We start from the raw sequence: 12,998 nt of genomic DNA, 5'->3' as shown, positions 1-12,998 counted from the left end.
CTGCAGTTGCGCGAATGTACAGGCGCTAAAAACAATTGCTTATAAAACAGCCGCTGTTTTTGGATAATTTTTTGTGCAAATGGCTTGTTGTTTTTATACAGATCGCTTAAAATCCTTGCCCTTGTATGACCCCAGTGGCGATCGTCTTAAGATCGGTATCTTCCTTTACCGGCACGGCGACACGGGCATGTTTGGAGTACATTATGTACGCAGTTATCCAAAGCGGTGGTAAACAACACCGTGTGGTTGAGGGTGAAACCCTTAAAGTAGAATTATTGAAAGCTGAAACTGGCGCAACAATTACGTTTGATGACGTGTTGATGCTTGTTAACGGTGACAGCATTCAAATCGGTGCTCCAGTTGTTGCTGGCGCTACTGTTACTGCTGAAGTAGTTAGCCATGGTCGTCACGACAAAATCCGCATTATCAAAATGCGCCGTCGTAAACACTATCGTAAACAACAAGGTCACCGTCAATGGTTCACTGAGTTGAAAATTACAGCTATTTCAGGCTAATTACGAGGAGTAAATAGACATGGCAACTAAAAAAGCCGGTGGTTCGACTAAAAACGGTCGTGACTCGAATCCTAAAATGTTAGGTGTTAAAATGTACGGCGGTCAATCTGTGACTGCTGGTAACATTATCGTTCGTCAACGTGGTACAGAATTCCACGCTGGTGCAAACGTAGGTATGGGCCGTGACCATACTTTGTTCGCTACTGCTGACGGCGTAATCAAATTCGAAGTGAAAGGCCAATTCGGTCGTCGCTACGTATCTGTTGAAGTTTAAGCTTTAATAGAAAAAAAACCCGCAAATTTTGCGGGTTTTTTTTGTCAAACAAATCATTCCAAAAAGATTTATTTCAATAAAAAAAATAAAAATTCACAAGAAAAATAAATAATAACCTGAAATCTTTACTAATAATTAAATCTCTAATCTGTAATTAAATGTGATTTACGTCACATAAATGAATGTGTGTAATAGGAGGGGAGAAGTACAAAAAAAGGATAATGACATGAATAGAATATTAAGAAAAGTATTCATAAATACCTGCTCCAAAAGTAGGAAACTTCCTGAAAATGGTTTGAGAGTTACAGGGCTTGAAGATTCAACTCATTTCTCAAACAGCATGATGCATGAACCAAAACCATATTCACCAGTTACGCAAGCAATGCCTAAAATGCTGGCTGTAAGCATTCTATTGGCAATTGGCAGTGCGGCATGGGCAGGAAACAGTATAGATCCTGTTACTGCTGATAATTCTTGCTATACGGGATGCGGCTCAGGCCATGATGGTCATGGTGGCAGCGGTGGCGGGCATGAAAATGGGCAAGGTGGCCATGGCGGTGGCGGACAGGGTGGTCATAATGATAACGGCAACGGCAACGGCAACGGCAACGGCAACGGCAACGGCAACGGCAACGGCAACGGCAACGGCAACGGCAACGGCAACGGCAACGGCAACGGCAACGGCAACGGCAACGGCAACGGCAACGGCAACGGCAACGGCAACGGCAACGGCAACGGCAACGGCAACGGCAACGGCAACGGCAACGGCAACGGCAACGGCAACGGCAACGGCAACGGCAACGGCAACGGCAACGGCAACGGCAACGGCAACGGCAACGGCAACGGCAACGGCAACGGCAACGGCAACGGCAACGGCAACGGCAACGGCAACGGCAACGGCAACGGCAACGGCAACGGCAACGGCAACGGCAACGGCAACGGCAACGGCAACGGCAACGGCAACGGCAACGGCAACGGCAACGGCAACGGCAACGGCAACGGCAACGGCAACGGCAACGGCAACGGCAACGGCAACGGCAACGGCAACGGCAACGGCAACGGCAACGGCAACGGCAACGGCAACGGCAACGGCAACGGCAACGGCAACGGCAACGGCAACGGCAACGGCAACGGCAACGGCAACGGCAACGGCAACGGCAACGGCAACGGCAACGGCAACGGCAACGGCAACGGCAACGGCAACGGCAACGGCAACGGCAACGGCAACGGCAACGGCAACGGCAACGGCAACGGCAACGGCAACGGCAACGGCAACGGCAACGGCAACGGCAACGGCAACGGCAACGGCAACGGCAACGGCAACGGCAACGGCAACGGCAACGGCAACGGCAACGGCAACGGCAACGGCAACGGCAACGGCAACGGCAACGGACATGGTCATGGACATGGCCCTCAAGGTGAAACAGGCGCTGCTGGGCCAGTTGGCCCGCAAGGCCCTCAGGGTGAAACAGGCGCTACAGGTCAAACTGGCGCAACAGGTGACATGGGGGCAAGTGGTTTGAGTGCTTATGAGATTGCAGTTGATAATGGCTTTGAAGGCACGCAAGGAGAATGGCTGCTGAGTTTGAGGGGGGCTGCTGGGCAGGATGGCGGAAACGGCTTGAATGAGGCGAAAAGCTATACAGACAGCCGTGCCGATGAATTGAACCACAGGATTGATCGTCTAGAGGATGGGGTATATGCCGCAGTCGCATCTAGTATTGCAATTGCATCTCTGCCGCAGCCGACAGAAGCCGGCTATAATATGTTCAGTGCCGGTGTGGGAACATGGGAAGGCGAGCAAGGCTTTGCAGTTGGTTTTAGCGGCGTGTCAGAAAATAACAAATATGTTTATAAACTGGCTGCCACAACCAATACTGAAGGTGACTTTGGTGCAGGCGCCTCAATAGGGTGGCAGTGGAAATAATGCTGAATCATTTAACTGAATAAAAGCTCCCCATTGATCGGGAGCTTTTTTATATTGTGCGCATTTCTCCATCATGATGAATAAAATCTCCTGATTTGCATTAATAACAATACAAAACTTATTGTTTTCGCTCATGTTCGTTTGAGAAATTGGTTTAAGATGGGCTATCTGACAAATTGCAATACTGCAAATATAAAAGGTGAATCTATGAATATGCTTCGTAAAACCATGTGTGCTATGGCATTGGGTGCAGCGACATTGGCACCTGTGATAAGTACAACAGTTTTTGCTGCCGCCGCAGCATCGGAGCAGCAAGCGACAGCCAGCCTGGTTCAGCAGCTGAGCGGTGTGAAAAGTTTTTCTGCAAATTTTGAACAGACGACGAAAGTCACTGGCGGCAAGGCTGTACAGAAAAAAGGCCTGTCTGCTCAGCATATGAATCAAACCTTTAAAGGGGTGATGAAGGTTGAGCGTCCAGGTAAATTCTTCTGGGAAACCTCCAGTCCATCAAAACAGACGATTGTGACGTCTGGCAAGACTGTATGGATTTATGATCCTGACCTGCAGCAAGCCGTGCGCCAAAATTTAGATGATCAAGTGGCGAATACTCCGGCGTTGCTGCTTTCAGGTAATACCAGTCAAATTATGAAGTCATACCGCGTGACGCAGCCGGATAAAAGCAAAACCTATTACACCCTGTATCCAAAACATGGTGATGGCGCTTTCCAAAGCCTAACCATTAGTTTTGGCGCAAATAAAGCGCCAACGCTGATGATTCTGGCAGACTCATTGGGTCAAACCACGTATGTGCGCTTTAACAATATGAAAGTGAATGCACCCATTCCTGCATCAACTTTTAATTTTACCCCGCCTAAAGGGACTGACATTATTGATCAGTAAGCCAACATTAGTCAGTTAGGTGAATAAGTCGGCTGCAGATGTTGAAATATCTTGAAGCAGAATTAAAAAGCAGGCGAAAGCCTGCTTTTTTTGTCAGTGCGGTTTTGGTACAGAATTGCAGATACATTTCGTAATGTTATCAGGTGTATAGACTAGGTATAGTGGGATCGTTTTATTTGTTTTCCGCTTTTGGCAATAGGGATTGAGTGATGAATACAGTTTATAAAAATGTTTGGGCTGCTGCAGGCGTTGCTTTTCTTTCACTGAGTCTGCTGACTGCATGCCAGCCGCGGAATGAGCCTGTACAGGACAATCAACAAAAAGCGCAGGTGAAAGAGCAAAGCATTCCTCTGATTCAGTCTAAAACAGTTGCAATGAAGCTGGCTAAGCCGGAAGCCTGTGATGCAGAAGGCTGCACCCAATATTCTATTCAAACGGTCGAAACCAATGTGGACTGGATCAACCAGTATTTTGCAGAGCGCATTAAGAAAGCAGACCCGATTGCATTTTCAACCGCGCCGAATGAAAAAGTGAATTTGGCCGAAGGCGCAGAACCTGGGCTGGGACAAAGCACAACCCATGTGCGCTATATCAGTCAGTGGAGTAAAATAGCGACATTCGCTTTAGAAAGTTATACGTATACAGCGGGCGCTGCGCATGGCATGTATCATGTGGAATACGTCAACTTTGATTTACAGGCAAAGAAACGTTTGGCGCTGCAGGATGTATTGGCAAAAGGCGCTGAGGCTAAGGTACTGAGCGCGCTGTATGACGCCAATTCGATGTGGCTGGAAGAGCATAATATCGAACGCGGCAAGCTGCAGCTGAGTGATAATTTTTATTATGGCGCCAGCGGCATAGTCTTTGTTTATCCGCTGTACGAATTAGCCAGCTATGCCGAGGGCATGACAGAGCTGAATTTGCCTTATCAGATGACTAAGGGCCTGTTTAAGCCTGAATATCTGCCGAATTTACCCAATTATGAAAATCAGTAAACTGTAAAAATCTTGCAGTTTATTGTATTAATAAGCCCCAGCTGTAAGCTCGATTACTGTATTTTTTAGCGTTAAGAGCTTACACTATAGCCAGTTTTTTTCTTTGCAAATGATTGGCTATGATCGACCCGAAATTACTCAGAAATAATATTGAGGCTGTAAATTTAGCCTTGGCAAAACGCGGCGTTCAGCTGGACGCGGCAGAATGGGCCGCACTAGAAGCGCGCCGTAAAGAAATTCAATCTAAAACTGAAAGCTTGCAGGCTGAACGCAATGCGGGCGCAAAACAAGTTGGTCAAATTAAAAAATCGGGCGGCGATGCGTCCGAAATCATGGCGCGCATGTCTGCCATTGGCGATGAAATTAAAGCTGCAGAAACTGCGCTGACAGAACTTCAGGCAGAAATTGAAGTTAAGTCTTTATCTATTCCGAATATGCCGCATGAATCTGTGCCTGAAGGCAAAGATGAAAGTGACAATGTTGAAATCTTAAAATGGGGCACGCCGCGCGAATTTGATTTCGAGATTAAAGATCATACCGATCTTGGCGAAATGATGGGCGGTTTAGAGTTTGAAACGGCAACCAAACTGACTGGCACCCGCTTTAGTGTGCTCAAAGGCCCACTAGCGCGTTTGCAGCGCGCCATCACGCAGTTCATGCTGAATACCCATACCGATGTGAATGGCTATACTGAAGCGTATGTGCCTTATTTGGTCAATGCCGATTCTTTGCGCGGCACAGGCCAGCTGCCTAAATTTGAAGAAGATTTATTCAAGTTGCAAGGCGAAAAAGAATATTACCTTATCCCGACTGCAGAAGTGCCGGTGACCAATTTTGTCCGCGATGAAATTATCGATCCGGCACGCCTTCCTTTGAAATATGCAGCGCATACCCCATGCTTCCGCAGTGAAGCGGGTTCATATGGCCGCGATACGCGCGGTTTGATCCGCCAGCACCAATTTGACAAAGTTGAGATGGTGCAAATTGTGAAGCCAGAGTATTCAATGAATGCGCTGGAAGAGCTGACTGGCCATGCAGAAGGCATTCTGCAAGCTTTGGGCTTGCCATACCGTAAGATTATTCTGTGCGGCGGCGATATGGGCTTTGGCGCAATTAAAACTTATGATTTGGAAGTTTGGGTGCCAAGCCAAAATACTTACCGTGAAATCTCATCTTGCTCATGCATGGGTGATTTCCAGGCGCGCCGCATGAAAGCGCGCTACCGTGCAGATCAAAAGAAAACTGAATTTGTCCATACGCTGAATGGTTCTGGTTTGGCCGTTGGCCGCACTTTGCTGGCTGTAATGGAAAATTACCAGCGTGCAGACGGTTCAATTGAAATTCCAGCAGTACTGCGTCCATATATGGGCGGTGCTGAATTTATCGATTAATTATCGATAAGGTGCACGCATTTGTGCACAAAAATTGCTTAAGACAATCAGATTTAAACTATTGAGGTAGTGTGTGGATATCTTTCCAATCTCTTTGAAGCTGCAGCAGCAGCCTTGTCTGATTGTCGGCGGCGGCCATATTGCCTACCGTAAGGCCGTGCTGCTTGCAAAAGCGGGCGCTGCGCTGCATGTGATTTCGCCGGATATAGATGCCAATCTGCTTGAAATTGTGGAACAGAGCGGCGGTCAATATACAAAATCTGCTTATAGTTCAGGTTTTGCGTTGCGCGATTACCGTCTGGTGATTGCGGCAACGGATGATAAGGCAGTCAATCAGGCCGTATTTGAAGCTTGTGAAGCTGAAAATGTTTTGGTTAACAGTGTTGATGATCCGCCGCATTGCCGTTTCATGGTGCCGGCTATTATTGACCGTTCGCCGCTGGTGGTGTCTATCGCCACGAATGGCGCATCGCCTGTGTTATCCCGTCAGATCCGGACGCAGCTTGAAGCCAGCATTCCTCACGGCATGGGCAAGCTTGCTGATTTTTCAGGCAAATGGCGGGCAGCGGTTAAAGCCAAGATTGAAAATCCAGATGAACGCCGCATTTTTTGGGAGGATTTGTATGCAAGTCCGCTCAAAGAGCAGGTGTTTAATGGCAATGCTGCTGAAGCTGACCGTTTAATTGAACAGGCGTTAATAGAGTGGAAACAGCCCAAAGGTGAGGTGTATTTGGTGGGAGCAGGCCCAGGCGATCCTGAGCTGCTGACCTTGAAAGCCTTGCGTTTAATGCAGCAGGCCGATGTGGTCATTTATGACCGGCTGGTGTCAGCGCCTATTATGGAATTGTGCCGCCGCGATGCGGAAAAAATCTATGTCGGCAAAGCGCGTTCCAATCATGCTGTGCCGCAAGACGGCATCAATGCCTTGCTGGTTAAATATGCATCTGAAGGCAAGCGGGTCTGCCGCTTAAAAGGCGGAGATCCTTTTATCTTTGGCCGTGGCGGTGAAGAAATTCAGGAGTTGTTCGCAGCGGGAATCGCATTTCAAGTGGTGCCGGGTATTACCGCTGCATCCGGCTGTTCAGCTTATGCAGGTATTCCTTTAACCCACCGGGATTATGCACAAAGTGTGCGTTTTTTAACGGGTCATTTAAAAGAAGGTTCTCCTGAACTGCCTTGGAATGAGTTGGTTTATCAAAACCAAACTTTGGTGCTGTATATGGGTTTAGTTGGTCTAGAAAAAATCTGTGAAAATTTGATTGCTCATGGCCAGCGCCCAGACATGCCGGTTGCACTGGTTTCTAAAGGCACAACACCAGAGCAGAAAGTCGTGGTTGGCACGCTTGCAGATATTGCATCTAAAGTGGCCGAGCATCAGATACAGGCGCCAACATTGACCATTATTGGCGATGTGGTCAGCCTGCGGGAACAATTGCAGTGGCAAGGCTAATTCAGCCTTGCTGCATTATTTAAAAGAGTAGAGAAGTCCAGTGATCCATGTAGTGTTATACGAGCCAGAAATTCCAGCGAATACAGGGAATATCATTCGTTTGTGCGCCAATACAGGGGCGCAGCTGCATTTGGTTAAGCCTTTAGGATTTGAGCTGGATGATAAGAAATTGCGCCGTGCCGGTTTGGATTATCACGAATGGGCGCATATGAAAGTATGGGAAAACTTTACTGAATGTCTTGCATATTTAGAAACGCAAGGCATCGCCCATGATGCGGTTTATCCTTTAACGACCAAAGGGGTTGAAACACCGCATACGTCTCATTTGAACCGCCCAGTCGCATTGCTGATGGGGCCGGAAACACGCGGCTTGCCGGAAGCTGTGCGCATGATGTTTCCAAAAGAGCATTGGATTCGCCTGCCGATGGCTGAAAATTCCCGCAGCTTGAATTTATCCAATGCAACGGCAGTAATTTTGTATGAAGCATGGCGGCAGCAAGATTTCAAAACATTGGCTTAAGCCTGTTAAGCTATCAAGAGAACCGCTCAATAGAGCGGTTTTTTTTTATGAGTCAACACGGCATTGCACGTTTTACAGTGATGAGATTTTGTAAAATTAAGAGCAAGGATGCTTCTGAACAAATCTAAAACTGTGTATAACAAAAATGAAAGAATTAAAAACAGGCACTTAGAACTTGAAATTTATAAATTTGAATGTATGTGCAGCGATGCTGGCGGCAGGATTGACGGCTTCATTTGGCTGGGCGGCTCAAACAGAAAATCAGTCTGCGGCTGCAGTTGTTGAAAGCATTCAGCCCACTGATATTAAACCCTTAGCTCAAGAAGAAATCCAGCAAGGCATGTTGGACTTAAGCGCCCGGCAAAATCAGCGTATAGAAGAGTGGGGCAAAACACTAAAGCCTGAAGATTTTGAAAGAAGCTGGTTTGGGCGGATTTTAAAAAAGCCGAAACGCCAAGAGGTGTGCGGCATCTATCAGGGGGTGCTGGATGAAACTTTAAAATTGGCTGTGCAAAATCAAGACCGGTTGTCTGAAGCGGACCGTAAGCTTTTGCAAGACCGCAATTTGTTTATTCAAGCTCTGGGTTATAAGAATAATATTGTTGATACCCAAATGGGGTTTAACTGCCGGTTGAGATAGCTTAGCCTTCGTCTCATACTTGGTGATTTCAGAAGTGAAAATGGCAAAGGCGGTTTTCCTCTGAGAGGAAAATAAAAAGGCGCATGATGCGCCTTTTTAAGGAGGGTTCTTCATTCATCAATGATGAGTATCATCAAATTCGTTATGCTGCGGTGCAGGGTGCTTGAAGCCTTTGGTTTTATAGCCAAGGTACAAGATGCCGAACATTGCCCACCATAGGCCAAATTTCAGTGCAGTTTCTTCAATTTCCAGCCACATCGCAAAGATGCTGATGAAGCCGAGTAAGGGAATAACAATGAAGCTGACAATGTCTTTCAGGTTTTTGGTGCGGCCGTCACGCAGGGCATAGCGCGAAATTACGGACAAGTTGACGAAAGTAAATGCGGTTAATGCGCCAAAACTGATCATTGAAATGACAATGTCCAGATCCATAAAGCCTGCAGTCAATGCTACTGCGCCGACGATCATAATATTGTATGACGGTGTGTAGCTTTTATGGCTGATATGTCCGAAGATCTTTTTGTTGATGACGCCATCACGGCCCATCACATACATTAAGCGTGAAACGCCGGCATGTGCAGAAATACCTGATGCCATTACTGTGACAATTGCAAAATACAGCACAACGGTTTTGAAAGCCGCGCCGCCGACAGCTTGAAGAATATCCGGCTGTGTTGCAGCAACATCTTCAAAATAAGTCTTTGGATCATTCGGGAAATAAATCTGCATAAAGTAGGTGCTGATAATGAAGATGACACCGGCAAGCAAAGCGGTTAAGAAAATCGCTTTAGGCAGTGTTTTCTCCGTATCTTTGGTTTCTTCAGCAAGCGAACTTAAGGAGTCGAATCCTGTGAATGAGAAGCAAAGAAGAGTAGCGCCAGTAATTAATGGGCCAATTTGAGTCAGTTCATTCCAGAATGGCTCTAAGCTCCAAAGCTGGTATTTTGCATTGACTAATGTGCCGTCAGCATTTACGCCGCTGGCCAGCAAGCTGTAAACCAGCCATGTAAAGTATGCAATCACGCCCAGCTGAACAAATACGATCAGGCTGTTAAAGTTGGCTACAAACTTTGCGCCGCGTAAGTTCACAGCAGTCATGAAGGCGGTGAGGCCAATGACCCAAACCCAGTGATTAATATCTGGGAAAAGCGCTTCCAGGTAAATTACGGCCAAAATGATGTTGACCATTGGCGATAATAAATAATCCAGCCAAGATGACCAGCCCACCATAAAGCCAACATTCGGGTGAATGGATTTTTGCGCATAGGTGTATGCAGAACCCGAAGATGGATAGCGGCGGATCATATGTCCGTAACTGATGGAAGTAAACAAAATTGCAACTAAAGCAATAATATAGGATGTCGGCACATGGTAATGACTTTCTTCCGAAACGAGGCCGAAAGTATCAAACAAGGTCATTGGCTGAATATAAGCTAAGCCAATAATAATAATGTGCCAGAGCCCTAGTGTTTTTTGCAGTTTAGCTGCAGATTGAGTCCCAGAGATATTTGTCAACGGCGTTTCCTCTTAATCGTTGATCAAGGATCAGTCATACTAAATAAGGATCGTTTGAGACGAACGACCCCTCCCTATGTTTAATTCAAAAGCGCGCCAATCTACCCTAAAAAGGCGCATTTTGTCAGTAACTTTGCAAATTTTATTAGCAGAAAATATGCCAGTTTGCCTAAAAGCGGTAAAGTTATCCGATCTGCAACATAAAAGCCTGATGTTTAAAAAAACATCAGGCTTATTTTTCGCTATATTCGCTTATTTTTCAGTAATTACCAAGCTTTTTCTAAGATAGTCTTTAAATCTTGAAGCGTGGCTTCTTTCGGATTATAGATAATCGAACCGTCGTTGAGCGCTTTCTCTGCAATCTCTTCAAATTGCGCCTCGGAAACCTTACCCGTTTCACGCAATGTGCGAGGCAATTTGGTTAACGCATAGATGCGGTCACGCATGGTTTGAAGGGTGGAAATGGTTTTATCTGCGCGCAAATGGGCAGGGGTTTGCGCATAAATATCTGGGCCAGCTAAAGGCAGCAGTAGATCTGCTAATTTATCGGCATTGATTTCTTTATTGTATTCGAGCACATACGGTAAGAACAGGTTCATGCATAGGCCATGCGGCAGGTGAGCCACAGCGCCTAAGGAATGGCCTAAGGAGTGCACGAGGCCAACCATGGAGTTGGAGAATGCAATGCCTGCCATGGTGGAAGCCTGAGCTAGCTCTAAACGGCCATTCGCCTCAGTCGGGTTATCCAGCACATTAAATAAGTTGGCGCTGATTTTTTTGATCGCCGCAGTGGCATAGGCATCTGAAATTGGATTGGCTGCCAGACAAGTGTAGGCTTCCACGGCATGGGTCATGGCATCCATAGCGGTCATCGCAGTTAAATGCGGCGGCAGCGTTTGGGTCATGCGCGGATCTAAAATCGCCGCATGCGGCATTAAATAATAGGATGCGAACGGCATTTTTACATTTTTCTGATTGTCTGAAACCACGGCAACCATAGTGACTTCAGAACCTGTGCCGGATGTGGTTGGAATCACAAAAAAAGGTTTAAGCGGTCTTGGCAGATTATGCGCGCCTGAGTATTTCAGCAGGTCGTCACCGCCTTCGGATACTAGGATATTCGTGGCTTTGGAGGTGTCAATGACTGAGCCGCCGCCCACGGCAATAATGGCGTCACAGTTGTTTTCACGGTAGAGCTGCGCGGCTTTGCGCACCGTTTCAAGGCTTGAATCTGGCGGCACATCATCAAAAATACAGCCAATGACTGCATCTGTTGATTCAAAAGCCGCTTCTATCGGCGCGAGCAGATTGTTGCTGCGCACGCCTTTATCGGTAATGATCAGCGGACGGGCTGCGCCTAAGGCTGCAAGTTCAAACGGGATATGTTCCAAGGCTGCATGGCCAGCAATCACTTTTACTGGACAGAAAAATTCGTAATAAGGCTTAGCCATGAGTTAGGCGCTCCGTTTGAAATAAGATTGAGCTACTTTTAAGTAGATGCCGGCAGCTCCAGTTAATTTTTCTTTTAGGCTTAAATTGCTTGGATATTCTTTGACAGCCAGCTCTGCAACCAGCTTTGGCAAAATCAGCGCTTCCATCTTATTTAAGCACCGCACAAGGCGGATGGCGTAGGAAATATCGCCGTCTGCAATCATGCGGTCATTGGCAAAGGCCTGCGCTGTGCTCTCTTGGAAGGAAAATACTAAAAAAGCATGATTCAGGTGTTTGAAAGTAATGGTCAGATCTGGCTTGATGTCTAAATCGGGCACCAGTTCAAGCTGCTTGCTGTCAGTTACTCGAGCAATAAAAGCGGGGCCATGCGGAAAAACTTTCATTGACAGGGTAAAATGATCTGGAAATTTGGCAACTTCCTGTTTGACTTCTTCATCGACTTGGCTCGCCATGACTAAGCCTCTGCCAATCACGTCCATCATGAGTTTGACATAGGCTAGTTGCAAAGCGGGCTTAACGGATTTTGCTGCAATCACGCGTTCATCCCTTTTTTGAATATTATTTATTTAGAGTAAATACTCTAATTTATTTTTATGCTGAAAGCAAAAACTTTATCGCTGTTCGACTCGAACTTCCTTAAAGTAACCGCTGTTCTGTAATGTTGCAATCATATCGACGCATAAGTTCTCAAATTTAGGATAGTTTTCTACTAAATCCTGAATGCGGACCATCTCTAGTCCAGCATAACCGCAGGGGTTGATGGTGTGAAAGCCAGACAGGTCACAGTCGATATTCAACGCCAGGCCATGATATGAGCGGCCTTTGCGGATTTTAAAGCCCAGTGAGCCGATTTTGCGCTCATTCACATATACGCCGGGCGCATCCGGTTTGGCATAAGCTTCAATACCGTATTTCTTGACCAGTTCAATCATTAGATTTTCTGCATAGGACACCAGTGTGCGGACATTCCAGCCAAGGCGGTTTAAGTCAAACATGAAATAAGCCACCAGCTGACCTGGACCATGCCATGTCACTTGTCCGCCGCGGTCGGTCTGCACAACAGGAATGCTGCTGGCCATCAGGATATGTTCTGGTTTTCCGGCTTGGCCTTGGGTCAGCACATCGTGGTGCTGCAGAATCCATAATTCATCAGGCGTGTTTTCATTGCGCTGTTCCGTCAGTGCCTTCATTTCTAGAAAACGGTCTTCATATGGAGTCAGCGAGTTGTACTGGCGAATGATTAAAGACGGTTTGACAGCAGAATCAGTCACGTCGGCAGCATCCTTTTTGGGAATGATTGGTATTCATCACATTATAGGGAATTGTTTTGCGCAAGGGGATGCAGATGCATGTTTTTTGCGCTGTAAGGCCAAAAAAAAACACGCCCTAAAGCGTGTTTTTCCAAGACTGGATGAATGC

13 protein-coding genes are annotated in these 12,998 nt (G+C 46.7%); 9 read left to right on the top strand and 4 right to left on the bottom strand.

The annotated features are described in order from the left end of the window. The first annotated feature begins 203 nt into the window (after positions 1-203). The 9 genes from rplU to OKC24_RS06715 all read left to right on the top strand — a co-directional run bounded on the left by rplU (position 204) and on the right by OKC24_RS06715 (position 8,612). Positions 204-515 carry a 50S ribosomal protein L21 gene (gene rplU / locus OKC24_RS06755; protein WP_005011534.1) on the top strand — a complete coding sequence of 104 codons (312 nt, stop codon included), beginning with the start codon at positions 204-206 and terminating at the stop codon, positions 513-515. Positions 516-534: 19 nt separating this feature from the next. Beyond that, positions 535-789: a 50S ribosomal protein L27 gene (gene rpmA, locus OKC24_RS06750; protein WP_005011531.1), complete on the top strand. Its 255-nt coding sequence runs from the start codon at positions 535-537 to the stop codon at positions 787-789. A gap of 226 nt (positions 790-1,015) precedes the next feature. Next, positions 1,016-2,716, top strand: a complete 1,701-nt coding sequence (locus OKC24_RS06745; protein WP_265464894.1) for a YadA C-terminal domain-containing protein — start codon at positions 1,016-1,018, stop codon at positions 2,714-2,716. A gap of 207 nt (positions 2,717-2,923) precedes the next feature. After that, complete coding sequence (lolA, locus tag OKC24_RS06740) at positions 2,924-3,616, top strand: outer membrane lipoprotein periplasmic chaperone LolA (RefSeq protein ID WP_130146473.1); 693 nt, start codon at positions 2,924-2,926, stop codon at positions 3,614-3,616. A gap of 209 nt (positions 3,617-3,825) precedes the next feature. Beyond that, positions 3,826-4,611 carry an RsiV family protein gene (locus OKC24_RS06735; protein WP_130146471.1) on the top strand — a complete coding sequence of 262 codons (786 nt, stop codon included), beginning with the start codon at positions 3,826-3,828 and terminating at the stop codon, positions 4,609-4,611. 119 nt (positions 4,612-4,730) lie between these two features. Continuing rightward, positions 4,731-6,002 (top strand): serine--tRNA ligase, encoded by a 1,272-nt coding sequence (gene serS / locus OKC24_RS06730; protein WP_130146469.1) that lies wholly within the window; start codon positions 4,731-4,733, stop codon positions 6,000-6,002. Between the two features lie 73 nt (positions 6,003-6,075). After that, positions 6,076-7,452: a siroheme synthase CysG gene (gene cysG, locus OKC24_RS06725; protein WP_131276343.1), complete on the top strand. Its 1,377-nt coding sequence runs from the start codon at positions 6,076-6,078 to the stop codon at positions 7,450-7,452. 40 nt (positions 7,453-7,492) lie between these two features. Further along, on the top strand, positions 7,493-7,972 hold the full coding sequence (locus OKC24_RS06720) for a tRNA (cytidine(34)-2'-O)-methyltransferase (RefSeq protein ID WP_130146465.1): 480 nt from the start codon (positions 7,493-7,495) through the stop codon (positions 7,970-7,972). Between the two features lie 175 nt (positions 7,973-8,147). Continuing rightward, on the top strand, positions 8,148-8,612 hold the full coding sequence (locus tag OKC24_RS06715; protein ID WP_130146463.1) for a hypothetical protein: 465 nt from the start codon (positions 8,148-8,150) through the stop codon (positions 8,610-8,612). A gap of 117 nt (positions 8,613-8,729) precedes the next feature. Here the strand turns inward: OKC24_RS06715 and OKC24_RS06710 are convergent, their stop codons facing one another. The 4 genes from OKC24_RS06710 to lipB all read right to left on the bottom strand — a co-directional run bounded on the left by OKC24_RS06710 (position 8,730) and on the right by lipB (position 12,850). Next, positions 8,730-10,127, bottom strand: a complete 1,398-nt coding sequence (locus OKC24_RS06710; RefSeq protein WP_130146462.1) for an APC family permease — start codon at positions 10,125-10,127, stop codon at positions 8,730-8,732. 266 nt (positions 10,128-10,393) lie between these two features. Further along, the gene (locus tag OKC24_RS06705; protein ID WP_130146460.1) at positions 10,394-11,578 is read right to left on the bottom strand and encodes an iron-containing alcohol dehydrogenase; all 1,185 of its coding nucleotides are present in this window, start codon (positions 11,576-11,578) and stop codon (positions 10,394-10,396) included. Positions 11,579-11,581: 3 nt separating this feature from the next. Further along, positions 11,582-12,115, bottom strand: a complete 534-nt coding sequence (locus tag OKC24_RS06700) for a hypothetical protein (protein WP_130146458.1) — start codon at positions 12,113-12,115, stop codon at positions 11,582-11,584. Positions 12,116-12,190: 75 nt separating this feature from the next. Next, entirely contained in the window at positions 12,191-12,850 is a 660-nt protein-coding gene (lipB, locus tag OKC24_RS06695; RefSeq protein ID WP_130146456.1) for a lipoyl(octanoyl) transferase LipB, read from the bottom strand. Positions 12,851-12,998 lie beyond the last annotated feature (148 nt).

Source organism: Acinetobacter entericus (assembly GCF_026168575.1).
GTDB classification, from domain to species: domain Bacteria; phylum Pseudomonadota; class Gammaproteobacteria; order Pseudomonadales; family Moraxellaceae; genus Acinetobacter; species Acinetobacter bouvetii.
This window is presented reverse-complemented; position numbering and strand designations above follow the sequence as displayed.